Source organism: Mameliella sp. CS4 (assembly GCF_019392335.1).
Lineage (GTDB): Bacteria > Pseudomonadota > Alphaproteobacteria > Rhodobacterales > Rhodobacteraceae > Antarctobacter.
The window spans coordinates 607,414-629,716 of the sequence record NZ_JAHXRQ010000001.1 but is presented as its reverse complement, the minus strand read 5'-3'; the positions used below and the strand labels follow the sequence as shown (position 1 = coordinate 629,716).

Genomic DNA, 22,303 nt, shown 5'->3' with positions numbered 1-22,303 from the left:
ATTGCCCCCGGCCCCGGCCTCCTTTAGTTTCCGCAAGGGACGTACACCCAGGGACAGAAAACGGGCAAACGCATGAAATCCGCAGGCAGTTTCCTTCTTGTCATCCCCTTTGCCCTGGCCGGCGCCGCGCTGGCCCAGGACGAAGAGGTGGTGACAAAGCAGTACGACGACGGCGGCGTCTACGAAGGGACATTCCAGGACGGATTGCAGCACGGCACCGGCACCTACCGCCTGCCCAACGGCTATGAATACACCGGCGAATGGGTCCAGGGCGAAATCAAGGGCGAGGGTGTCGCCCGCTTCCCCAACGGCTCGGTCTACGAAGGCCAGTTCGCCAAGGGCAAGCCCGAGGGCAAGGGCAAGATCATCTTTGCCGACGGCGGCACCTATGAGGGCCAGTGGCTGGATGGCAAGATCACCGGCAGCGGCACCGCCATCTACGCCAACGGCGTCCGCTACGAAGGCTCGTTCCGCAACGCGCTGCACCACGGCAAGGGCGTGATGACCGCGCCCAACGGCTATGTCTATGACGGCCAGTGGGTGAACGGCGTCAAGGAAGGCACCGCCAAGATCACCTACCCCGACAAGTCGGTTTACGAAGGCCGCGTCGCCGATGGCGAACGCGACGGGTTCGGCAAGCTGACCATGCCCGACGGTCTGATCTACGAAGGCACCTGGCGCGAAGGCCAGATCGACGGCGAGGGCAAGCTGATCCAGCCCAACGGCGACGTCTACGAGGGCCAGCTTGTCGATGGCCGCCGCGAGGGTCAGGGCAAGGTCACCTACGACAACGGCGACATCTACCAGGGCGCTTTCAACAACGATCAGCGCCACGGCATCGGCACCTTCATCGGCAAGGACGGCTACCGCTACGAGGGCAACTGGATCACCGGCCAGATCGAGGGCAAGGGCAAGGTCACATACCCCGACGGTTCTGTCTACGAGGGCCAGTTCAAGGGCGATCTTGCCAACGGCAAGGGCAAGATCACCTACCCCGACGGCGCCACCTACGAAGGCGACTGGGTCGATGGCGTGATCCAGGGCAAGGGCCGCGCGGTCTATCCCAACGGCCTTGTCTACGAGGGCAGCTTTGACAATGCCCGCAATGACGGCTTCGGCGTGATGACCTACCCCGACGGCTATCGCTACGAGGGCCAGTGGAAGGACGGTCAGCGCCACGGCGAGGGCAAGGCCACCTATCCCGACGGGACCGTCTACGAGGGCCAGTTCCGCGAAGGCCAGCGCCACGGCAAGGGCACCATCGTCATGGCCTCGGGCTTTCGCTACGAGGGCGACTGGGTGCGCGGAGAGATCAACGGCCAGGGGATCGCGGTCTACGCAAACGGCGACATCTACGAAGGCCAGTTCAAGGACGGCAAACGCCAGGGCGAAGGCACGATGAAATACGCCAGCGGCGAAGAGGCCACTGGCGAATGGATCGGCGGCGCGCTGAAATCCACCCCGGCCCCCGCACCCGCACCCGACCCGGCGGAGCAGCCGGCGGACAATTGACCGCCGGGCGCCCGCGCCGCCTCTCCGTCCTGACCCGCATCCGGCGGCCGGCCTTCCTTGGCGGGATCGCACGGGTTACACGCCACCTCCTCATGGTGTTGCTGCTGGCCTGCGGGCTTGTCACTTTCGTCCATGCCCAAGAGGGACCGGAAACGCCGATCCTGCGGATCGGCATCCTCGCCCATCGCGGCTGGGACGCGGGCGAATCCCAGTGGACCTCTCTGGAACGCTACCTGGCCCGGCAGCTCCCCGGCCATGTCGTGCGTTTCGTGCCGGTCACGCTGACCTCGGCCGGGCCGCTCATCAATGCCGGCGGGCTCGACTTCCTGGTGACAAACCCCGGCCACTACATCCAGCTTGCCGATCTCTACCCGTTGAGCGTGCTCGCCACGCGCAAGCGGGCGCTGCCCGATGGCAGTCACATCCGCCAGTTCGGCTCGACGGTGCTGGTCCGGGCCGACAGCGGGCTTGCCACGCTTGGCGACCTGCGCGGCACCCGGCTGGGCGCCGTGGCGCAACAGGCCTTCGGCGGCTTTCAGATCGCTTGGTTCGAGGCTCGTGCGCAGGGCGTCGACCTGTTCGACGATCCGGCCGAGCTGGTGTTCCTGGGGTTCCCGCAGGACGACATCGCCACCGCTGTCCTAAACGGTCGGCTGGACGCGGGCATCGTCCGCAGCGGCTTGCTGGAACATCTCGTCGACGAGGGCCGCGTGCCCGATGGCGCGCTGCGTGCGCTCAATGCCAATGTCACCTACACCCACCCCGAGGCGATCAGCACCCGGCTCTACCCGGAATGGCCTTTCCTCGCGCTGTCGGGCACCGATCCGGGCCTGCGCGATGCGGTGGCGCTGGCGCTCCTCCAGACCGGCAACAGCGACCTTGCCGACCAGTGGGGTGCCCCGGTCAGCTACACTGAGGCGCGCGCGCTGGTGGCCGCCTTCGCCGCGCGCAGGCCAGAGGCCGCCAGCCCTGCGCGCAATCCTCTGGGCATCGCCGCACTGGCCCTTGCCGCCATTGCCCTGGTCGGCGCGCTGCTGTTCTTTGCCCTGCGCGCCCGCCGCCCGGCCCCCACGCCACCTGCGCCGCAGGCAGACGACGTTCCCCTGACCCGGCGCGAACAGCAGGTGCTGACCCAGATCGGCGAAGGACAGTCCACCAAGGAAATCGCCGCCACGCTGGGCATCAGTCCCAAGACGGTCGAGTTCCACCGCGCCAACCTGCTGCGCAAGTTCGAGGTGCGCAGCTCGGCCCAGCTGATCGCCCGCGCCGGACGCCATATTTCGCCCCCGGAAACCGAAACCTAGGGTTTTCCCGAGGTCGAAACCCGCAGGAATCACGGGATTCCGCCGGGTGTGAGGATGGGCACCCCCTGCGTCACTCTGACAAGACCGGGGCGCGCCAGACCGCCCCCAAGGGAGGAGACACAGAACATGACCCATTTTATCCGCCTGATCGCGATCCTGGGCCTGGCCCTGACCGCCTTTGCCATGACCGGCACGGCGCAGGCCGACGGCTATGGCAAGCAGAAGGTCGTCTATCACATCAACTATGTCGGCGGCGAAGGAAACAAGGCCTACAAGGGCGCCATGCGCAACATCCAGAACCACATCAACGCCGTCGGCGCCGAGAACATGGAGGTCAAGGTGGTCATGCATGGCAACGGCCTGGGCCTGCTGGCGGCCGCCAATGGCGATGACACGATGAAAACCACCGTGGCCAGCCTCAAGGGCCAGAACGTGGCCTTTCACGTCTGCAACAACACCCTGAGGGGCCGTAACATCGACTATTCGAACGACCTCTACGATGTCTGGGAGGATGACATCGTGCCCTCGGGTGTGGCGGAACTGTCCAAGCTGCAGCAGCAGGGCTTCACCTATATCAAGCCCTGATTGACCGGGCACGTCGCCGCCCGTGACGGGCGGCGGCACAGCCATTCGTGAATGCTTTATGACCGCTTTGTACAAAATGCGGATTTCGACGTACAAAACGTACGTTTTGTACAAAGTTCAGACCCGCTCACCCGCCTCCATCCGGTCAAGAAAGTCCTGCGCCTCGCGCAATACGGTTTCGCGCCTGTCCGCATCCATCCTGTCAAAGGTCCGGTACATCTGGGCCATGCGCGGGTTGCCCTCGAACCGGTCGCGGTGCCGGTCCATGAAATGCCAGTAGAGCAGGTTGAAAGGGCAGGCGTTTTTCCCTGTCTTGGCTGCTACCGAATAGGCGCAGGGCTTGCAGTGGTCCGACATCTTGTTGATGTAATTTCCCGAGGAAACATAAGGCTTTGAGGCGATGATGCCGCCATCGGCAAACTGGCTCATCCCCACCGTATTGGGCGCCTCGACCCATTCAAAGGCGTCGATGTAGACGCTCAGATACCACTCGTGCAGGGCGTGCGGATCGACCCCGGCCAGCAGGCCGAAATTCCCCGTCACCATCAGCCGCTGGATGTGATGGGCATAGGCCTCGTCCCGCGTCTGTTCCACCGCCTTGGCGACACAGCGCATGTCGGTCTCGGCGCTCCAGTAGAACCAGGGCAGTTTCCTGTTGTGTTTCAACACGTTGCGATCTGGATAGTCAGGCCCCTCGCGAAAGTAGATGCCCCGGACATACTCGCGCCAGCCGATGATCTGGCGAATGAAGCCTTCGGCGGCGTTGATCGGGACATCCCCATTTTCATATGCTTTTTCAATGGCTTGGCAGATCTCCAGCGGGTCCAGAAACCCGATGTTCATGTAGGCCGACAGAAGCGAGTGATAGAGAAAACGGTTCCCGTCCAGCATCGCGTCCTGATAGTCGCCGAAACAGGGCAGCGCATGGTCGATGAAATGCGCCAGCGCCTGCTGTGCCTGCGCTCTGTCCGTGGCAAACCCAAAGGGGCGCAACTTGCCGAAATTATTCGGAAATCTCGCCTCGACCAGATCCAGGACCTCTTTGGTCACAGCGTCGGGTTCGAACCGGAGCGGGTTGTGCGTGACCGCATCCGGGGCCGGTTTTCGGTTGTCGTGGTCAAAGTTCCACTGCTCTCCGGCGGGGTCGTCCCCCTCCATCAGAAGGCCCGTCTTGCGCCGCATCTCGCGATAGAAATACTCCATCCGCAATGCCTTGCGGCCCTCGGCCCACTGGTCGAACATCGCATGCGAGGCAATGAAACGGTCATCCTCCAGCAGGCGCACCTTGAGCGGACAATGCCGCAAGGCATTGATTAGGCGCCATTCTCCGGGTTCGGTGGCGATCACCTCGCTGGCGCCGGTCTCTTCCGCCCGCCGCAACAGCTCACCGCAGATCGACCCGGCGTTCTGCGTGTCGTCCAGCTCGGTATAGCGCACATCCCAACCGTCCTCGCGCAGTTGCGCCGCAAACTTGCGCATGGCGGCAAAAATCAGCGCGATCTTCTTGGGGTGATGGGGCACATAGGCGGTTTCATCCGCGACCTCGGCCATGACCACCACGTCACGGGCCTTGTCCGCCGCCTTGAGCGCCGCGCCCCTCTCACTCAACTGGTCGCCCAGCACCAGGACCAGCCGGCTCACCAGGGGATCTCCCGGCCTTCGTAGTCCAGGAATTTCCCCGTATCCTCGGGGCTTAGCCCCTGCATGACCTTGACCAGACGCTCGGCGGCCTGTGCGGGCGTGACCGTGGGATAGCGGCTGGCGTATTTCGCGGTAAAGGCGGTTTCGACCGTCCCGGGATGCAGGCAGACGCAGGCCAGTTGCCGATGCGAGCGCGCCAGTTCCACCGCCGCCGTGTGGATCAGCTGGTTCACCCCCGCCTTGGCGGCGCGATAGCTGTACCAGCCACCCAAGGCATTGTCCCCGATCGAGCCCACCCGCGCGGACAGAACGGCAAAGACCGCCCGGTCCCGGCGCGGCAAAAGCGGCAGGACATGTTTCAACACCATCGCCGGGCCGATGGCGTTCAGCAGGTATTGATCCGCCAGCGCCTTTGCGTCCAACGATTTCAAGGTCTTTTCCGGTTCCGCCCCGCCGATTTCCAGCGCGCCGGTGGCCACAAAGACCATGTCAAAGGGACCGTCCAGCGCGCCCAGCGCCGCGCGCAGGCTGGCCTCGTCCGTGACGTCCAGCCGGTCGCGTGACCGAGACAGGCCGGTGACCGCCACGCCCTGCCCGCGCAAATGCGCCGCCACCGCCCCGCCGATGCCGCCGCTGTCCCCGATGATCAATGCGTTTTTCATGCAGCGCCAGTTAGCGGTGGCTGGCATGGGTTCAAGCGGTGCCGACATCCTCGCGCGCGATGGCCACCGTCTTGACCACCGCGAAACAGTCGACGCCGGGCACCAGGCCCAGCGTTTCCGCGGACCGCCGCGTGACACGCGCCAGCACCCGGCCCGCCGCCGTGTCGAGAGAGACAAGCGTCCCCGGGCCCTCACCCGCCCGGATCGTAGCCACCTTTCCCGGCAGGATGTTGAGCGCCGACAGCCCCTCGGGGCGTTCACGGGCCAGGATCACCTCTTGCGCCGCGATCCGGATCCGCAGCGGCGCGCCCACGACCTGCGGGACACGCGGCAGGTACAGCGGGATACCCCCGGCATCCAGCTCGGTCAGCCCGTCTTCGTGGTGTGCGGCCACCCGCACCTCCAGTACGGCCCCAACCGCGCGGATGCCTGCGGGCGTCACCGCCGGGTCGCTCAGCACCTCTGCGGCTGTGCCCTGCCGGACAACCCGCCCGTCTTGAAGCACGACCACGGTTGTTGCCAGCCGCGCGACCTCGGCGGCGGAATGGCTGACATAGAGGATCGGACAGCGCGCCTCGTCCCGCAGCCGTTCGAAATAGGGCAGGATCTCGCGCTTGCGGGCCTCGTCCAGCGCCGCCAGCGGTTCATCGGCCAGGATCAGCCCCGGATCGGCCAAAAGCGCGCGCCCGATGGCCACGCGCTGTTTCTCACCGCCTGACAAGGCCCCCGGACGGCGGGTCAGCAAAGGGCCAAGGCCCAACATCTCGACCACCGGGTCCAACGGCAATAGCGATCCGGCAAACCAGCGGCCATACATCAGGTTTTGCCGTACCGAGAGATGCGGAAACAGCCGGCCTTCCTGAAAGATATAGCCCAGGCGGCGCTTGTGCGGCGGCAACCAGATTCCCTGAGAGGTGTCACCCAGAACACGCTCTCCGACCTGCACGCGCCCCTCATCGGGGCGCATCAGACCGGCCACGGCATTGATGACGCTGGTTTTACCCGACCCGGAGCGGCCAAAAAGCACGCAGAGCCCCGGCGGCGCCTCAAAGGCCGCGTCCAGCGTGAAGGCGCCCAGCCGGTGACGCACCGCGACCTCCAGCATCACGCGCCCCCCACCCGCGCCGCCACCCGGCGCGAAATCCATTCCGACAAGAGCAGCGCCAGCATCGCAACGGCAACCGCCACCGCCACCAGCCGTAGGGCCGAGGCCTCTCCACCCGGCACCTGCAAAAAGGCGTAGATCGCCGAGGGCAGGGTCTGTGTCTGGCCGGGAATGTTCGAAACAAAGGTGATCGTGGCGCCGAATTCGCCCATCGCCTTGGCAAAGCCCAGGATTGCGCCCGCCAGCACACCCGGCAGCACCATCGGCAGGGTCACGGTGACAAAGACCCAGGGACGCGAGGCGCCCAAGGTGGCGGCGGCCTGTTCCAGTTTTGGGTCCACCGCCTCGATCGACAGGCGCATGGCGCGCACCATCAGCGGAAAGCCCATGATCCCGGCGGCCAGCGCCGCGCCTGTCCAGTTGAAGGCAAAGCTGATCCCGATGGACTTCAGGAAGGCGCCCACCGGCGCGCGCGGGCTGAGCGTGATCAGCAGCAGGTAGCCGGTGACGACCGGCGGCAGGATCAACGGCAGGTGGACCAACCCGTTGAGGATCTGCTTGCCCGGAAACCGCCAGCGGGCCAGCGCGTAGGCGATGAACAATCCGAAGGGCAGCGCCGCGACCGTGGCCCAGAACGACACACGGAGGGACAGTCTGACCGCCTCCCACTCTGCCGGGCTGAGCCAATCCATCGCGTCAGTGGTCCAGGACAGAGAATCCCTGCGCGACAAAGATCGCCGCCGCCTCGGGCGTTTGCAGGAAAGCCAGGAAAGGGGCCGCCCGTCCGGCGCGGCCCTCGACCGCGGCAACGGGGTAGCGGATCGGCGGGTGGCTGTCCTCGGGGAAAAGGCCCAGGGCATCGACGGCCGGATCCGCCGCCGCGTCGGTGGCATAGACCACGCCCAGCGGCACCTGCCCCAGAGAGACCAGCGCCAGCGCGGCGCGCACGTTATCGGCCTGCGCCACGCGGGGGGCCACGGCCTCCCACAGGCCCAGCGTTTCCAGCGCCGCCTTGCCGTAGATGCCCGCCGGGACCGCCTCGACCAGGGCCATCGCAAGGCGACCTTCACCCAGCATCGCGGCCAGGTCCAGGTCCGGCCCGATCTCGACCGGGTCCGCACCCGCAGGTCCGGCCAGCACCAGGCGATTGCCCAGCAATTCGGTGCGTGTGTCCCGGGCGATCAACCCGTCGCGTTCCAGAACATCCATCCAGTCGGTATTGGCCAGAAAGACCACGTCCGCAGGTGCGCCCTGCTGGACCTGGCGCGCCAATGCCGAAGACCCGGCATAAGACAGGACAAGCTTGCCGTCATAGACATTGGCGACCTCGTCCAGCGCGGTCTTGAGGCTGGCGGCGGCGAACACGGTCACCTGCTCTTCCCCGGACACGGGCCGGGCAAGCGCTAGGGCGAAACACAGGCAGGCAAAGAGTTTTCTCATGGCAGGGCTGGTTCTGGCACGCGCCGCGACGCCTGTCACCTCACAATCTCATGCCGGATACGGCAAAAGGCGCCCTGCCTGCTGGCAAGGCGTCCCGGCTGGGGCGGCCGTCTAGCTGCGGGTCAGACCCTTGCGCAGGGCCACCAGGTCAAGATCCTGCGCGATGAAACTCACTCCGGCATCGATCGCCTTTTGACCGAACTCGGGGTCGGTGGTCAGCGTCCCGGCGGGTTTGCCCGCCGCCGTGATCCGCTTGATCCCGTCGACAACCGCCGCCTGGACCTCGGGGTGGCTCGGTTGGCCGGGGTAGCCCATCGAGGCCCCCAGGTCTGCCGGTCCGATAAAGAGGCCGTCGATCCCCGGCACCGCCGCAATCGCCTCGATCTGGGCCATCGCCTCGACCGTCTCGACCTGGACGATCAGGCAAAGCTCGTCGCGCGCGGTGGCGTGGTAATCGGCGATCCGGCCAAAGCTGCTGGCCCGCGTCATCCCGGCGACACCCCGGATGCCCGCCGGCGGATAGGCGACGGCAGCAGCGGCCTCGGCGGCCTCTTCGGCATTTTGCACATAAGGAACAACCAGCGTCTGCGTTCCGATGTCCAGCAGCCGTTTCATCTCGGGCGCATTCAGCGAGGCGGGCCGCGCCAGGGCAGACACCGGATAGGGCGCCACCGCCTGCAGCATCGGCAGCACGCGGATCGGGTCCATCGGCGAATGCTCGCAGTCGAAGAGCATCCAGTCGTACCCGCAGGTCGCCATCATCTCGGCGGCCAGCGGATCGGACATGCTACACCAGATGCCACGCTGCAGGCGGCCCTCCTGCAAGCCCGCCTTGAAGGCGTTTTTCTTCAGTTCCATCGTCGTCCCTCTATCCGTTCGCGCAAACACTAGACGCATCGCCGGGGATCAGGCAAACGACTCCCCGTAACAGGCACGAATTCTCAGGACCCTGCGCCATGCCCACCGCTCTTGTCACCGGTTCCGCCGGCTTTATCGGTTATCATTGCTGCGCGCGGCTGTTGGATGAAGGCTGGCGCGTGATCGGGCTGGACGCGCTGACCGACTATTACGAGGTGTCGCTGAAACAAAACCGGCACGCCCGTCTGGCTCCGTTGGGCGATTTCGTCCCCGAGATCGGCCGGGTCGAGGATCCGGGGCGCATGGCAGATCTTTTTGCGCGGGAAAAGCCCGACGTGGTGATCCATCTCGCCGCGCAGGCCGGGGTGCGTTACTCGATCGAAAATCCGCGGTCCTATCTGGAATCGAACATCGTTGGCACCTTCGAGATCCTTGAGGCTGCCCGCGCGCATCCCCCGCGCCACCTGCTCTTGGCCTCGACCTCCTCGGCCTATGGCGCGAACACGCGGATGCCCTATCGCGAAACCGACCGCGCGGATTACCAGATGTCCTTTTACGCGGCGACAAAGAAAAGCACCGAAGCCATGGCGCACAGCTATTCGCATCTCTTCGGTGTGCCGACGACCATGTTCCGCTTTTTCACGGTCTACGGCCCCTGGGGCCGCCCGGACATGGCGCTGTTCAAGTTCACCAAGGCCATCCTTCAGAACAAGCCCATCGACGTCTACAACTTTGGCGACATGCAGCGCGACTTTACCTATGTCGACGACCTTGTCGAGGGGATCCGCCTGTTGATGGACGCGGCGCCGGAACGGCCCGCCGACGGGAACGTCCCCGAGGGTGACAGCCTGTCGCCGGTGGCCCCCTTTCGCGTCGTGAACATCGGCAATTCCGAACCCGTGCAACTGACCGAGTTCATCGAGGCCATCGAAGAAGCCACAGGCCTGAACGCGACCCGCAACCTGATGCCGATGCAGCCCGGGGACGTGCCCGCGACCTGGGCGGATGCCACCCTGCTGCGCAGCCTGACCGGTTACACCCCCCGCACCTCGGTGCGCGAGGGGGTGGCAAAATTCGTCGCGTGGTATCGCGACTACTACCTGCGCAACAGCAACGAGTCCGCCTGACGCGGCAGCCGGACTTGTGGCGCCAATACGCTGCGCAGGCCGGAAACATGATGGAAATCGTCATCTTTGACCTTGCACCGGGCCGTTCTTGTCCCACAATAAGGATTGGGGACCGCCAAGGGCGGAAGACACGGGGGACGGGCCGCAGAGTGCCGCAACATGGGATCAGCTCGAACAACGGCCTCTCTTGGGGGGTGTCGAGGTTGTTCCGCTTCTGTCCCTGTGGTCTGCGCGATCCGTGGTGTCCCGTCTCCGGCCTTTGAGGCCGCGCAGACCCGTTCTGTATCCGCGGCAATGGTTCCTTTTTCTGGAATAATCATTGCAATCCTCGCGGTCTTTTCGGAAAAAACGTCAATTTCCTGACCCAGCGGAGACGCGAATGACCACCCAGAGCAGTCTTCTGCCCATCATCGCGCTGCTGCCCTTCCTGGGCGCTCTTGTGCCCGGCATCATGATCCGGGCCGGCCGAACCGCCACCGCCACCTTTACCGCCGTGCCGACCGTGCTTGCGCTGGTCATGCTGGGGACACTGGCCCCGGGCGTGATGGAGGGAACGGTCTATACCATGTCGATCCCCTGGCTGCCCCAGTTGGGGCTGGAGGCCGCCTTTTTCCTCGACGGGCTGGGGCTGATGTTCGCCTGCATGATCCTGGGCGTCGGCCTGCTGATCACGCTTTATGCGCGCTACTACCTGTCCGGAGAGGACCCTGCGGGGCAGTTCTACACCTACCTTCTGCTGTTCCAGGGCGCGATGCTGGGCATCGTGATTTCCGACAACATCCTGCTTTTGCTGATCTTCTGGGAACTGACCTCGCTCTCGTCCTTCCTGCTGATCGGCTATTGGAAACACCTGCCCGAAGGCCGTCAGGGCGCGCGCATGGCGCTGACCGTGACCGGCGCCGGGGGGCTGGCGATGATCGGCGGGATGCTGATCCTGGGCAATATCGCGGGCAGCTACAACCTCACCGACATCCTGGCCGCCGGGGACGCGATCAAGGCGTCGGACTGGTACACGCCCGCCGTGATCCTGATCCTTCTGGGCGCCTTCACCAAGTCGGCGCAGTTCCCCTTCCACTTCTGGTTGCCGCACGCGATGGCCGCGCCGACGCCGGTGTCTGCCTACCTGCACTCGGCCACGATGGTGAAGGCCGGGGTCTTCCTGATGGCCCGCATGTGGCCCGCGCTCTCGGGGACGGAACTGTGGTTCTACGCCGTCGCCACGACCGGCCTTGTGACGATGGTCATGGCCGCCGTGATCGCCCTGTTCAAGGATGACCTGAAAGGCCTCCTTGCCTTCTCGACCGTGTCGCACCTGGGCCTGCTGACCATGCTGCTGGGCTTTGGCACCGAGGCCGCGGCGATTGCCGCCGTCTTTCACATCCTCAACCACCTGACATTCAAGGCGGCGCTCTTCATGACCGCCGGGATCATCGACCACGAGGCCCATACCCGCGACATCAAGCGATTGGGCGGGCTGGCGAAACTGATGCCGATCACCGCCGTGATCGGCACGGTCGCCGCCCTGTCGATGGCGGGGATTCCGCTGTTCAATGGCTTCCTCTCCAAGGAAATGATGCTGGAAGAGGCAAGCCACACCTATTGGTGGGAGAACCCCTGGATCGTGCCCGCACTGGCGACCTTTGGGGCGCTCTTCTCTGTCGCCTATTCGCTGCGCTTCATCTTTCACGTCTTTGGCGGCCCGGTGCGCGACGACTATCCGCACAAACCGCATGATCCGCCCGCCGGCATGTGGCTGTCGCCCGCGTTCCTTTGCGTCTTCGTGGTGCTGATCGGTGTCGCGCCCTTCCTGGCCGAGGACGTGGTCAACATGGCCGCGACCGCCGTTACGGGCCATGAAACCCATGCCCATCTCAAGATCTGGCACGGCGTCACCCCGGCGCTTTACATGTCGATGGCCGCCGTTGCCGGTGGCGCGGTGCTGCTGCTGCTGCACCGTCCGCTGGACGCCGCCTGGATCAAGGCCGGGCCGTTCTACGCCAAGTCGGCCTTCGACGCGGTCATCGCCGGTTGCGTGCGCCTGTCGCGCGGGATCTCGGATACGCTGCACGACGGGTCGATCAGCCGCTACCTGGCGATCTTCACCGCCGCCACGGTCACGGTCGGCTACGTCGCCTTCCTGCGCGGAGAGATTGCCCCCGCCACGCGTGAGATGCTGCCGATCCCGCCGGTCGTTGCCGTGGGATGGGTCCTGCTGGTCTGCGCCACGGCGGTCATCGTCCTGCAGCATCACATGCGCTATCGCGCGCTGGTGGTGCTGGGGGTCATTGGCCTGATGATCTCGGCCGGGTTCATCTACATCTCGGCCCCCGACCTTGCGCTGACGCAGATCTCGGTCGAGACGGTGACGATCATGCTGCTGCTCCTGGCGCTGCACTTTCTGCCCAAGACCACGCCGCAGGAAAACAGCGCCGGACGCCGCGCGCTGGACGGGCTGGTCGCCGTTGCCGCCGGTGTCGGGGTCGCCGCGCTGTCCTTTGCCTTCATGACGCGGGACTTCAGCTCTATCTCGGATTTCCACCTGGCCAATTCCTACAAGGGCGGCGGTGGCACAAACGTCGTCAACGTGATCCTCGTGGATTTCCGGGGCTATGACACCTACGGCGAGATCATCGTTCTGGGCATCGCGGGTCTGGTGATCTTTGCCCTGATGGAGGCGCTGCTGAGCGGTCCGGCAGGCGCAAGGCTACGCAACTCGGGCTACAACTTCGACCGCTCGCATGACCGCCACCCGCTGATGATGGTGATCGCGACCCGCGTGATGATGCCCATCGCGCTGATGGTCGGCGTCTATATCTTCCTGCGCGGCCACAACCAGCCGGGCGGGGGCTTTGTCGCCGGTCTTGTCTTCTCGATCGCGCTGCTGATGCAGTACATGGCCTCCGGTTTCGGATGGACCTCGCGCCGCCAGCAGTTCGAGTATCACGCGATGATCGGCTGGGGCGTGGTCATCGCCGGGCTGACCGGCATGGGCGCCTGGCTGTCGGGGACACCTTTCCTGACCTCGGCCTTCGGCTATGTCCACCTGCCCCCGATCGAGGAATTCGAGCTGGCCACCGCGGCGCTCTTTGACCTTGGCGTATTCCTCTGCGTGCTGGGGGCCGTAATGCTGATGCTCTACAGCCTGAGCCGAATGGCGCGCCACGCGGGCGAGACCGTCAATACAGAACCAATGGACTACGACCCCTCGCGCCCGCGCAAGATGGTCGAGAAAGGAAAGGCGTGACATGGAATTGCTTGTCGCAAGCGCCATCGGCGTGCTGACGGCGGGCGGGGTCTACCTGATCCTGCGGCTGCGCGCCTTCCCTGTGATCCTCGGGCTGTCGCTGCTCAGCTACGCGGTCAACATCTTCCTGGTCTCGACCGGGCGGTTGGCGATCAACGCGCCGCCGATCCTGAACAAATATGCCGATGTCTCCTACACCGATCCGCTGCCGCAGGCGCTGGTGCTGACGGCAATCGTGATCTCCTTCGGGATGACGGCGGTGCTGGTGATGTTCACCCTCGGCGCCTACCTGGAGGCCGGGGATGACACCATCGACATGACGGCGACCGAAGAAAAGGACGACGCGGCATGAGTCACTGGATCATCGCCCCCGTCGTGCTGCCCGCCATGATGGCGCCGCTTATCGGCTATGTCATGCGGCACGACATCGTGCTGGCCCGGGTCGCCTCGGCGGCCTCGACCGTGGCCCTGTTCATCATCGCGCTGGGCCTGGCGGTCTGGGCGGCGGATGGCGGCACCCATGTCTATCGCCTTGGCGACTGGCCCGCGCCCTTTGGCATCGTGCTGGTGCTGGACCGACTGTCGGCCATGATGGTGCTGCTGACCGCCACGCTGGCGCTGATCGTGCTCTGGCACAGTATCGCGACGGGATGGGACGCCAAGGGGCGCCATTTCCACGCGCTTTACCAGTTCCAGCTGATGGGCATCTGCGGCGCCTTCCTGACCGGCGACGCCTTCAACCTGTTCGTCTTCTTCGAGGTCCTGCTGATCGCCTCCTACGGCCTGATGGTGCATTCGGGCGGCAAGGTCCGGATGCAGGCGGGCCTGCAATACGTCGTCATGAACCTGGCCGGTTCGACCCTGTTCCTGTTCGCACTGGGCACGATGTATGCCACGACCGGCACACTCAACATGGCGGACCTGGCGGTGAAGGTGCCGCAGATCGCGGCCGAGGATTCGGGCATGGTGCGCGTCGCGGCGGTGCTGTTGCTGATCGTCTTCATGATCAAGGCGGCGCTGTTCCCGGTGCAGTTCTGGCTGCCGGGCACCTATTCCAACGCCCCTGCCCCGGTTGCGGCGCTGTTCGCGATCATGACCAAGGTCGGCGCCTATGCCATCATCCGCCTGCACACGCTGGCCTTTCACCCCGGCGCGGAACCGACCAAGGACGTGGTGACAACCTGGTTGTTTCCCGCGGCGATGGTGACTTTGGCGCTGGGTGCACTTGGGGTGTTGGCCGCGAAACGGCTGATGCCGCTGCTGTCCTTTTCCGTGATCGGGTCGATGGGGACGATGATGCTGGCGGTGGCGCCGGTCGATCCCTATGCGACGGAAACCGCGCTCTATTACCTCGTGCATTCGACCTTCTCGGCGGCGGCCCTGTTCCTTCTGGCCGATCTTGTGGTCAGCCGGCGGGGATCGGACGTGCTGGATGCGCGCCCGCCGGTGGTGCAGAACGGTCTTTTCGCGGCGCTGTTCTTTGCCGCCGCCATTGCAATGGCCGGGATGCCGCCGCTGTCTGGTTTCCTGGGCAAGCTCCTGATCCTTGATGCGCTGCGCGAACCAGAGCTGATGCCCTGGGCCTGGACGGGTATCCTGGTGGGATCGCTGGTGACAATCGTCGGCTTTGCCCGGGCGGGCAGCATGATCTTCTGGAAATCGACCTCGGTAAAACTGCCCGAGGGCACGGAGCCCATCCAGTCCGACCCGCCGCCAGCCCCCGCGCGGGGAACAGAGGTGGCACCGGTCATGATGCTGCTGGCGCTGCTGGTGGGACTGGCCGTCCTTGCCGGTCCGGCCACGGGCTACATGCGCGCCGCCGCCAACCAGCTGTTCGAGCCTTCGGGCTATATCGACTCCGTGCTGGCGCCGGTGGAAAAGCCCGAGAAAGCCAAGGCAGACCCGCCTCTCGACGCGGCCGACCCCCACGCGGAAGAGGAGCATTAAGCCATGCTGAAACGCGTCTTTCCGCACCCTCTGCTCAGCCTGACCCTGCTGCTGGTCTGGCTGATGCTGGTCAACAAGGTCACGCCGGGCAACATCCTGCTGGGCGGTTTCCTGGGGATCGTGGTGCCGATCCTGACCTCGCCCTACTGGCCCGGGCGGCCCCGGCTGAAACGGCCTTTCATGACGGTGCCCTACGTCCTGCTGGTGATATGGGACATCATCGTGGCCAACATCCAGGTGGCCCTGATAATTCTGTTCAAGCCGCGCTCAAAGATCCATTCGAAATGGGTTGTCGTCCCGCTCGACCTGACCTCGCCCGAGGCGATCACGGTGCTGGCCGGAACCATCACCATGACGCCCGGCACCGTGTCGGCGCTGCTGTCCTCGGACGGGACGTCTCTGCTGGTGCATTGCCTGCACACGGATGATCCCGACGGCGTCCGTGACGAGATCAAGACCCGCTACGAAGCCCGGCTGAAGGAGATTTTCGGATGATCACCTACGCTTTGTATTTCGCGATCGGCTGTTTCGGCCTCGGGCTCTTGTTCAACCTCTGGCGCATCGTGACCGGGCCGGGTCAGGCCGACCGGGTCCTTGCCCTGGACACGATGGTGATCAACATCATCGCGCTTCTGGTCCTGTACGGTGTCCTGCAGGGAACCGCGATCTATTTCGAAGCCTCGATGCTGGTCGCAATGGTCGGTTTCGTGTCCACCGTCGCCTATTGCCGCTTTCTTTTGCGCGGCGACATCATCGAGTAAGGAGGATGCCCATGTTTGCAGAAATCCTGGTGTCGGCCTTCCTTGTGATCGCGGGGATCTTTGGTCTGGTCGGGTCGTTTGGCCTGTTGAAACTGAACGACACGATGCAGCGGTTGCACGCCCCCACCAAGGCCACGACGCTGGGCGTCGGCGGCGTTCTCATCGCGTCGATGCTGTATTTCCTGCTGGTCAAGGACAACCTGTCCTTCCACGAGTTGCTCATCACCCTGTTTCTTTTCCTGACCGCTCCGGTCTCTGCCCTGTTCATTGCCCAGACGCATATCCTGATGGGGCTGCGGCGCACCGACCTGCCGCCAACCGGAGGTGAGCATGACTGGTCGATCTTTGACGATCCGCCAGAGCAGGACCCGCAGGAAACGGATCAGCCACAGACCTGACCGCCATTGCAGAACGAAAAACGCCCGCCGGATCGCTCCGGCGGGCGTTTTCCTTTGGTTTGTTCGGGCCTTACCCGATGATCGCGTTCAGCGTCGCGGAGGGGCGCATCACGGATGCGGTCTTGGCCGGATCACCGTGGTAGTAGCCGCCCAGATCCGCAGGGCTTCCCTGCGCGACGGCAAGTTCCCCGGTGATCGCTGCTTCGCCATCGGCCAAGGCCTTGGCAATGGGTGCGAAATGCGCGGCCAGCTCGGCGTCTTCGCCTTGTGCGGCCAAGGCCTCTGCCCAGTAGCGCGCGAACCAGTAGTGGCTGTCGCGGTTGTCGGGCTCACCCACCTTGCGGCTGGGGCTGCGACCGTTGTCGAGGATCCCCTGCGTCGCGGTTTCCACCGCCTCACCCAGCACCCGTGCCTTGGCGTTATCGCGCGCGTCGGCCAGGAACTTGAAGCTTTCGCCCAGGGCACAGAACTCGCCCAGGCTGTCCCAGCGCAGGTGGTTGTCCGCCTGCAGCTGCTGGACGTGCTTGGGGGCAGAGCCGCCCGCGCCGGTTTCGAACAGACCGCCGCCGTTCATCAGCTTGACGATGGACAGCATCTTGGCGCTGGTCGCCAGTTCGAGGATCGGGAAGAGGTCCGTCAGGTAGTCACGCAGCACGTTGCCGGTGATGGCAATCGTGTTCTCACCCTTGGTGATCGTCTCAAGGCTGGCACGGGTTGCCTCGCGCGGGGCCATGATCTCGAACTTGTCGGCCACGCCGCGGGCCTCGAGGATCGGCTTGACGAAGGCGATCAGCTGCGCGTCGTGGGCGCGGTTTTCGTCGAGCCAGAAGATCGAGCGATAGCCTGTCGCCTTCTGACGTTCGATGGCCAGATTCACCCAGTCCTCGATCGGGGCCTTGCGGGCCGAGGCGGACCGCCAGATGTCCCCCGCCTGGACGTCCTGCGCATGCAAAACGGTGCCGTCGTCGAGGATCATCTTGACGGTGCCGTCCGCCGGGATCTCGAAGGTGGTCGGGTGGCTGCCATATTCCTCGGCCTTTTGCGCCATCAGGCCAATGTTCTGCACGGTGCCAGCGGTGGCCGGGTTCAGCTTGCCATTGGCTTTGAAGAACTCGATCGCCTCGTCATAGACCGGCGCATAGCAGTTGTCGGGAATCACGCAGGTGGTGTCCGATTCATTGCCATCCGGGCCCCAACCCTTGCCACCGGCACGGATCAGCGCGGGCATCGAGGCGTCGATGATGACATCCGACGGAACGTGCAGGTTGGTGATGCCCTTGTCGCTGTCGACCATGTACATCGGCGGACGTTCGGCGCGCACGGCCTCGATGGCGGCCATGATCTCTGCGTTGTCCTTCACACGGTTCAGCAGGTCGCCCATGCCGGCGTTCGGGTTCACGCCCAGCGCCTTCATCTCGTCACCGTACTTGTCAAAGACCGGCGCCAGCCAGGCCTTGACTGCGTGGCCAAAGATGATCGGGTCAGAGACCTTCATCATGGTGGCCTTCATGTGCAGCGAGAACAGCGTGCCGTCGGCCTTCACCTTCTCGATTTCCTCGGCCAGGAACTGGTCCAGCACGGCGGCGGACATGTAGGTAGCGTCCACGACGGTGCCCTCGGGGTAGGACACGCCCTCTTTCAGGACGGTTTCGCCATCGGCGGTTTCCAGCACGATCTTTGCGGTTGCGGCCTTGGGGAGGGTCGCCGAGAGCTCGTTGGCAAAGAAATCGCTGCCGGGCATCGAGGCGACGCGCGTCTTGCTGTCAGCAGTCCACTCGCCCATACGGTGCGGGTTGTTCTGGGCGAATTTCTTGACGGCGGCGGCGGCGCGGCGGTCAGAGTTGCCTTCGCGCAGCACCGGGTTCACGGCGGAGCCCTTGATGGTGTCGTACTTGGCGCGGACGGCCTTTTCCTCATCGGTGGAAGGGGAATAAGGGTAGTCGGGCAGCGCATAGCCCTGCGACTGGAGTTCCTTGACGGCGGCGACAAGCTGCGGCTCGGAGGCCGAAATATTCGGCAGCTTGATGACGTTCGCTTCGGGCTGTTTCACCAGTTCGCCCAGCGCGGCAAGGTCGTCGGACTGCCGCTGGTCTTCGGTCAGGACCTCGGGGAAGGTGGCGATGATGCGGCCCGCCAGGCTGATGTCCTTGGTGCCGACCGACACGCCTGCGGCGGCGGCGAATTTCTGGATGATCGGAAGCAGAGAGGCCGAGGCCAGCTCGGGTGCTTCGTCAACCTTGGTGTAGATGATGTCGGGAGTGGAATCAGACATGTGTCCGGCCTTTCTCAGCAGAGGTGACGGTTTGGCCCCTCCATAGGCCAAGCAGAGGGTCGCGTCTACAGTATGCAGCCGTATACAGTGTCGCATAGCCGGGAAAGGACTTGCCTGCGGCCATCTGTCTGACCAAAGGTCAGGGCGAAAGCGCTGTTCAGCCTTGGACTTTGCAGGTTTTCGCCCATATCATATATTGAAACTGATATATGTTTGAGATCGACATGACCCGACGCACAACCATCGCCGGACTGGCCATTCTGTTTTCCACACTAGCCTTTGGTCTGTGGGCCCGCAGCAGCGGCGACAGCAAGGCCCTGTCCGAATCCCGTTCTGCGGCGGACCTTGCACCGCGCGAAGGGCGTTTGGTGGTGGATATCCGCGAACCGGACGAGTGGAAGGACACCGGGGTCCTGCCCGGGGCGCGCCTGCATTCCTGGCGGTCCGCCGAAGGACTGGTGGCGGCCCTGGGCAAGGATCTTGAAAAGGCGGATGAAATCCTGATCGTGTGCCGGTCCGGGAACAGGTCCAGCCGCGCAGCAAGAGCCTTGGCAGATCACCTTGATCGAGAAGTCATCGACGTTGCCGGTGGAATGATCCGCCTGGCCCGCGAAGGCCAGGCAAAGGTTGTGGCGCCCACGCGGAAGATGGGCTGCCCCGTCTGCTGATACGGCTCAGGCCGTCTCGGACGAGACGTGCCAGGCCGAAAAGCTTTGCCGCAAACGACCGATCAGGGTGTAGAGCAGCAGGCCGACCATCGCCAGTACGACGATCACCGCGAAAAGCTCTGGCACCGCGAGGTTCTGCAGGTGCGCCACCGCGAGATAGCCCAGCCCCTCGTTCCCGCCGATGAATTCGCCCACGATGGCGCCGATCATGGCCAAAACCACGGCCACCTCTGTCCCGGTCAGGATCACCGGCAGAGCGGACGGCACGTCCAGCAGGTAGAACCGTTGCACGGGGTTTGCCTGCAGGATCGTGAAGACGTCCTTGTCCCCCGGCTCGACGGACTTGAACGCCTGTAGCGCGTTGGAAAACACCGGGAAAAAGGCCAGGGCCGCCGCGATGACGATCTTGGATTCCAGCCCGAAGCCGAACCACAGGATGAACAGGGGCGCCAGCGCAATCTTGGGGATCAGCTGAAGCAGAACGATAAACGGTTTGGCCGCCCATTCGACCGGCGGGATCCGCGCCATGATGAACCCCAGGCTGATGCCCAGGGCGACGGCGATCAGGAACCCTGAAACGGCCTCTGTGATCGTCACCAGCGCATGGTCCCAAAGCTCGCGCGTCTGCACCATCTCAATCAGCGCCACGAGGATGGCCTCTGGCGGGGGCAGGACAAAGGCCGACACCTCTGCCGTGCGGACATAGAGTGACCAGCCGATCAGGAAGAGGCAGACGGAAATCGCGGGCAGCGCGATCTTGAGTGTACGTTCCGGCATCATTCGCCCTCGCTCAGCTTGTGGCGCAATTCACCGACCATCTTCTGAAAGGCCATCGATTGTTGCAGGTCCAGCCCGCGGGGGCGGTCGAACGGCATGTCGATCATCGCGGTGATCCGTGCCGGGCGCGGGGCCAGGACAACCACACGATCCGACAGGAAGGCCGCTTCGGCGATCGAGTGGGTGACGAGGATCGTGGTGACGTTGGCGCGGGCGCAAACGTCCATCAGCTCGATATTGAGCGCATCACGCGTCATGGCATCCAAGGCGCCAAAGGGTTCGTCCAGCAACAAAAGCTGCGGCTCGGTCACCAGGGCGCGCGCCAACGAGGCGCGCTGGCGCATTCCCCCGGACAGGGCATTGGGCCGATGATGAAGGAACTCCCTCAGCCCGACGGTCTCGCAGATTTCGGTGGCGCGTTCGGTCCGTTCCTTGCGGCCGACACCCGCGACGCGCAGGGGCAGGGCCACGTTCTCGACGACCGTGAACCAGGGAAAAAGGCGCGCCTCCTGGAACATCATCGACACGGGTCGCGTGGCCGCAGCGGACCGGCGGGTGCCGTTCCAGACCGCATTGCCGCGAATTTCGACGGTGCCTTCGGTCGGCGATTCAAGCCCCGCGACGATGCGCAAGAGCGTGGTCTTGCCGCAACCGGACGGCCCAAGGAGCGAGACGAACTCACCCCGTTCCATTGTCAGGTCCGCATTCTTGATGGCGGTGACGGCGCTGGGGCCGTCACCGAACACCTTGGTCAGACCGGAAACATTGATTTCCATCCTGTCCTGTCTCGCGTCGAAGGGCATCACCCGATAGCCTTGTCGAGCGCCGCGTTCGTGTAAAGCGACTTGGGATCGGGATTGCCTTCGATCATGCCCGCGGAACTCAGCAGATTCACGGCGTTTTCCCAGACCTCGGGAATGTTGCGCAGCAGGTTTTCCTCGCCTTTGGCGACCCAATTCTGGGCGTTTGTGGCCAGGTCGAGCTTGGCAACCTCGACATCGTCCAGCCCCCGGACGCTATGCGCGTCGCCGATGGCCTTGAGGATCGGTTCCAGGTCGTCCGACTGGGCGATTTCCAGCGCGGCGCGATGCGTCGCTTTCAGGAAGGCCGCGTATTTGTCGACATTCGCCTCGACGTCGTCCGGACGGCCCACGTAGACCTGCCCCGGCATGCCGTCGTCCATCGGGATCGCCACGACGTTGTCGCGCGCGGCCTTGGCCTTGATCATCGACGAGGTGTTGCCGATGAAGGCCCCGGCCCGGCCTGCCTCGATCAGCGCGAAAGAGGCTGCGGTATCCGCCACCTTGACCTTGTCCACCGTATCCGGCGAGGCGCCGCCGCTGAGCATGAGAAGATCCAGCGTACCTTCCATCGACCCGCCGAGCGAAGCCATGCCCACGATCCGGCCGGGAAGGTCGGTTACGGCGTTGACCGGGTTTTCGGAGGAAGAGATCAGGAAGAAGGGCGAAAGCTGCGCGATTGTGGCAATCGAGATCAGCGGCGCGCCGTTGTTGACCCGGGACAGGATGTAGTTCGTGCCGCCGGTCCGGCCGGAGTCCATCTGGTCCGCCAGCACCATCTGGGCGGCCATTGCCGCGCCCTTGCCGGCCTGGATCTGCATGTCCAGCCCTTCGTCGGCGTAGTACCCGGCCGCATCGCCATAAAGCACCGAGGCGAAGGACAAGGAAAAGCTGAAGGGCGTGATGAACCGGAAGGTCCGGTCCTGAGCCGCCGCCGGTCCTCCGGCCGACAGATAGGCCATACCGGCTGCGGATGCCCCCAGGAATGTGCGGCGGTTGAACTGTGAACGGGTCATGTCGTGGCTCTCCTGTGCGGATCTGCGTTGTGATCCCGGCCACGTTAAAGATGCATGGATACCCCACAATTAGCTGTTTTATAGGCAAAACCTGTTGTCACAAGGCTTTACAAAACCGCAAATCAAAAGTCGCATCGTCCCGCAGGCCGGTCTATTTTGCACAAGTTGTTCAATTGTGGGCGGTTT

Annotated in this window: 21 protein-coding genes; 11 read left to right on the top strand and 10 right to left on the bottom strand. The window is 64.5% G+C overall.

Features of this window, described 5'->3' with window-relative positions:
* Nucleotides 1-72: 72 nt before the first annotated feature.
* The 3 genes from KZZ07_RS02950 to KZZ07_RS02940 all read left to right on the top strand — a co-directional run bounded on the left by KZZ07_RS02950 (nt 73) and on the right by KZZ07_RS02940 (nt 3,401).
* Entirely contained in the window at nt 73-1,512 is a 1,440-nt protein-coding gene (locus KZZ07_RS02950; protein WP_219512141.1) for an MORN repeat-containing protein, read from the top strand.
* On the top strand, nt 1,509-2,816 hold the full coding sequence (locus KZZ07_RS27585; protein ID WP_255564116.1) for a PhnD/SsuA/transferrin family substrate-binding protein: 1,308 nt from the start codon (nt 1,509-1,511) through the stop codon (nt 2,814-2,816). Before KZZ07_RS02950 ends, KZZ07_RS27585 begins: the two co-directional genes overlap by 4 nt.
* 126 nt (nt 2,817-2,942) lie before the next feature.
* On the top strand, nt 2,943-3,401 hold the full coding sequence (locus tag KZZ07_RS02940; RefSeq protein ID WP_219512140.1) for a DsrE family protein: 459 nt from the start codon (nt 2,943-2,945) through the stop codon (nt 3,399-3,401).
* A 117-nt stretch (nt 3,402-3,518) separates the two neighbouring features.
* On the opposite strand, the gene KZZ07_RS02935 is transcribed toward KZZ07_RS02940, so the two are convergent.
* From KZZ07_RS02935 to KZZ07_RS02910, 6 genes are all read right to left on the bottom strand, one after another.
* Nucleotides 3,519-5,045, bottom strand: coding sequence for a cryptochrome/photolyase family protein (locus tag KZZ07_RS02935; RefSeq protein WP_255564140.1), 1,527 nt, complete (start codon nt 5,043-5,045; stop codon nt 3,519-3,521).
* Nucleotides 5,039-5,704: an SDR family NAD(P)-dependent oxidoreductase gene (locus KZZ07_RS02930; RefSeq protein WP_219512137.1), complete on the bottom strand. Its 666-nt coding sequence runs from the start codon at nt 5,702-5,704 to the stop codon at nt 5,039-5,041. The genes KZZ07_RS02935 and KZZ07_RS02930 overlap by 7 nt, the downstream gene beginning before the upstream one ends.
* A 31-nt stretch (nt 5,705-5,735) precedes the next feature.
* On the bottom strand, nt 5,736-6,809 hold the full coding sequence (modC, locus tag KZZ07_RS02925; RefSeq protein WP_219512135.1) for a molybdenum ABC transporter ATP-binding protein: 1,074 nt from the start codon (nt 6,807-6,809) through the stop codon (nt 5,736-5,738).
* Nucleotides 6,809-7,501, bottom strand: coding sequence for a molybdate ABC transporter permease subunit (gene modB / locus KZZ07_RS02920; RefSeq protein WP_219512133.1), 693 nt, complete (start codon nt 7,499-7,501; stop codon nt 6,809-6,811). The genes modC and modB overlap by 1 nt, the downstream gene beginning before the upstream one ends.
* A 4-nt stretch (nt 7,502-7,505) precedes the next feature.
* Nucleotides 7,506-8,249, bottom strand: a complete 744-nt coding sequence (modA, locus tag KZZ07_RS02915; protein WP_219512132.1) for a molybdate ABC transporter substrate-binding protein — start codon at nt 8,247-8,249, stop codon at nt 7,506-7,508.
* Nucleotides 8,250-8,360: 111 nt separating this feature from the next.
* On the bottom strand, nt 8,361-9,107 hold the full coding sequence (locus KZZ07_RS02910) for an HpcH/HpaI aldolase family protein (protein WP_219512131.1): 747 nt from the start codon (nt 9,105-9,107) through the stop codon (nt 8,361-8,363).
* Nucleotides 9,108-9,205: 98 nt separating this feature from the next.
* Here KZZ07_RS02910 and KZZ07_RS02905 point away from each other — a divergent pair, with 98 nt between their 5' ends.
* From KZZ07_RS02905 to KZZ07_RS02875, 7 genes are all read left to right on the top strand, one after another.
* Nucleotides 9,206-10,234 (top strand): NAD-dependent epimerase/dehydratase family protein, encoded by a 1,029-nt coding sequence (locus KZZ07_RS02905; protein ID WP_219512130.1) that lies wholly within the window; start codon nt 9,206-9,208, stop codon nt 10,232-10,234.
* Between the two features lie 379 nt (nt 10,235-10,613).
* Nucleotides 10,614-13,478 carry a monovalent cation/H+ antiporter subunit A gene (locus KZZ07_RS02900; RefSeq protein ID WP_219512129.1) on the top strand — a complete coding sequence of 955 codons (2,865 nt, stop codon included), beginning with the start codon at nt 10,614-10,616 and terminating at the stop codon, nt 13,476-13,478.
* A gap of 1 nt (nt 13,479) precedes the next feature.
* Nucleotides 13,480-13,830, top strand: a complete 351-nt coding sequence (locus KZZ07_RS02895) for a Na+/H+ antiporter subunit C (protein ID WP_219512128.1) — start codon at nt 13,480-13,482, stop codon at nt 13,828-13,830.
* A complete protein-coding gene (locus tag KZZ07_RS02890) occupies nt 13,827-15,425 on the top strand; it encodes a monovalent cation/H+ antiporter subunit D (RefSeq protein WP_219512127.1) in 1,599 nt (532 codons plus the stop codon). The genes KZZ07_RS02895 and KZZ07_RS02890 overlap by 4 nt, the downstream gene beginning before the upstream one ends.
* Nucleotides 15,426-15,428: 3 nt before the next feature.
* Nucleotides 15,429-15,920: a Na+/H+ antiporter subunit E gene (locus tag KZZ07_RS02885; RefSeq protein WP_219512125.1), complete on the top strand. Its 492-nt coding sequence runs from the start codon at nt 15,429-15,431 to the stop codon at nt 15,918-15,920.
* Complete coding sequence (locus KZZ07_RS02880) at nt 15,917-16,186, top strand: K+/H+ antiporter subunit F (RefSeq protein WP_219512124.1); 270 nt, start codon at nt 15,917-15,919, stop codon at nt 16,184-16,186. The genes KZZ07_RS02885 and KZZ07_RS02880 overlap by 4 nt, the downstream gene beginning before the upstream one ends.
* A 5-nt stretch (nt 16,187-16,191) precedes the next feature.
* Nucleotides 16,192-16,584, top strand: coding sequence for a Na+/H+ antiporter subunit G (locus tag KZZ07_RS02875; protein ID WP_219512123.1), 393 nt, complete (start codon nt 16,192-16,194; stop codon nt 16,582-16,584).
* A gap of 70 nt (nt 16,585-16,654) precedes the next feature.
* On the opposite strand, the gene KZZ07_RS02870 is transcribed toward KZZ07_RS02875, so the two are convergent.
* Nucleotides 16,655-18,856: an NADP-dependent isocitrate dehydrogenase gene (locus KZZ07_RS02870; protein ID WP_219512122.1), complete on the bottom strand. Its 2,202-nt coding sequence runs from the start codon at nt 18,854-18,856 to the stop codon at nt 16,655-16,657.
* 224 nt (nt 18,857-19,080) lie between these two features.
* Here KZZ07_RS02870 and KZZ07_RS02865 point away from each other — a divergent pair, with 224 nt between their 5' ends.
* Nucleotides 19,081-19,524 (top strand): rhodanese-like domain-containing protein, encoded by a 444-nt coding sequence (locus KZZ07_RS02865; RefSeq protein ID WP_219512121.1) that lies wholly within the window; start codon nt 19,081-19,083, stop codon nt 19,522-19,524.
* A 6-nt stretch (nt 19,525-19,530) separates the two neighbouring features.
* On the opposite strand, the gene KZZ07_RS02860 is transcribed toward KZZ07_RS02865, so the two are convergent.
* The 3 genes from KZZ07_RS02860 to KZZ07_RS02850 are packed head-to-tail and all read right to left on the bottom strand — an operon-like array spanning nt 19,531 to nt 22,117.
* On the bottom strand, nt 19,531-20,301 hold the full coding sequence (locus tag KZZ07_RS02860; protein ID WP_219512120.1) for an ABC transporter permease: 771 nt from the start codon (nt 20,299-20,301) through the stop codon (nt 19,531-19,533).
* Complete coding sequence (locus KZZ07_RS02855; RefSeq protein ID WP_255564115.1) at nt 20,301-21,077, bottom strand: ABC transporter ATP-binding protein; 777 nt, start codon at nt 21,075-21,077, stop codon at nt 20,301-20,303. The genes KZZ07_RS02860 and KZZ07_RS02855 overlap by 1 nt, the downstream gene beginning before the upstream one ends.
* Nucleotides 21,078-21,103: 26 nt before the next feature.
* On the bottom strand, nt 21,104-22,117 hold the full coding sequence (locus KZZ07_RS02850) for an ABC transporter substrate-binding protein (RefSeq protein WP_219512118.1): 1,014 nt from the start codon (nt 22,115-22,117) through the stop codon (nt 21,104-21,106).
* Nucleotides 22,118-22,303: the final 186 nt, after the last annotated feature.

Bases quoted from the DNA above. Each gene is read 5' to 3' on its own strand.
- KZZ07_RS02950 (WP_219512141.1), top strand. From the start codon at position 73: ATGAAATCCGCAGGCAGTTTCCTTCTTGTCATCCCCTTTGCCCTGGCC.
- KZZ07_RS02940 (WP_219512140.1), top strand. From the start codon at position 2,943: ATGACCCATTTTATCCGCCTGATCGCGATCCTGGGCCTGGCCCTGACC.
- KZZ07_RS02930 (WP_219512137.1), bottom strand. From the start codon at position 5,704: ATGAAAAACGCATTGATCATCGGGGACAGCGGCGGCATCGGCGGGGCG.
- modC (WP_219512135.1), bottom strand. From the start codon at position 6,809: ATGCTGGAGGTCGCGGTGCGTCACCGGCTGGGCGCCTTCACGCTGGAC.
- modB (WP_219512133.1), bottom strand. From the start codon at position 7,501: ATGGATTGGCTCAGCCCGGCAGAGTGGGAGGCGGTCAGACTGTCCCTC.
- modA (WP_219512132.1), bottom strand. From the start codon at position 8,249: ATGAGAAAACTCTTTGCCTGCCTGTGTTTCGCCCTAGCGCTTGCCCGG.
- KZZ07_RS02910 (WP_219512131.1), bottom strand. From the start codon at position 9,107: ATGGAACTGAAGAAAAACGCCTTCAAGGCGGGCTTGCAGGAGGGCCGC.
- KZZ07_RS02905 (WP_219512130.1), top strand. From the start codon at position 9,206: ATGCCCACCGCTCTTGTCACCGGTTCCGCCGGCTTTATCGGTTATCAT.
- KZZ07_RS02900 (WP_219512129.1), top strand. From the start codon at position 10,614: ATGACCACCCAGAGCAGTCTTCTGCCCATCATCGCGCTGCTGCCCTTC.
- KZZ07_RS02895 (WP_219512128.1), top strand. From the start codon at position 13,480: ATGGAATTGCTTGTCGCAAGCGCCATCGGCGTGCTGACGGCGGGCGGG.
- KZZ07_RS02890 (WP_219512127.1), top strand. From the start codon at position 13,827: ATGAGTCACTGGATCATCGCCCCCGTCGTGCTGCCCGCCATGATGGCG.
- KZZ07_RS02885 (WP_219512125.1), top strand. From the start codon at position 15,429: ATGCTGAAACGCGTCTTTCCGCACCCTCTGCTCAGCCTGACCCTGCTG.
- KZZ07_RS02880 (WP_219512124.1), top strand. From the start codon at position 15,917: ATGATCACCTACGCTTTGTATTTCGCGATCGGCTGTTTCGGCCTCGGG.
- KZZ07_RS02875 (WP_219512123.1), top strand. From the start codon at position 16,192: ATGCCCATGTTTGCAGAAATCCTGGTGTCGGCCTTCCTTGTGATCGCG.
- KZZ07_RS02870 (WP_219512122.1), bottom strand. From the start codon at position 18,856: ATGTCTGATTCCACTCCCGACATCATCTACACCAAGGTTGACGAAGCA.
- KZZ07_RS02865 (WP_219512121.1), top strand. From the start codon at position 19,081: ATGACCCGACGCACAACCATCGCCGGACTGGCCATTCTGTTTTCCACA.
- KZZ07_RS02860 (WP_219512120.1), bottom strand. From the start codon at position 20,301: ATGCCGGAACGTACACTCAAGATCGCGCTGCCCGCGATTTCCGTCTGC.
- KZZ07_RS02855 (WP_255564115.1), bottom strand. From the start codon at position 21,077: ATGGAAATCAATGTTTCCGGTCTGACCAAGGTGTTCGGTGACGGCCCC.
- KZZ07_RS02850 (WP_219512118.1), bottom strand. From the start codon at position 22,117: ATGACCCGTTCACAGTTCAACCGCCGCACATTCCTGGGGGCATCCGCA.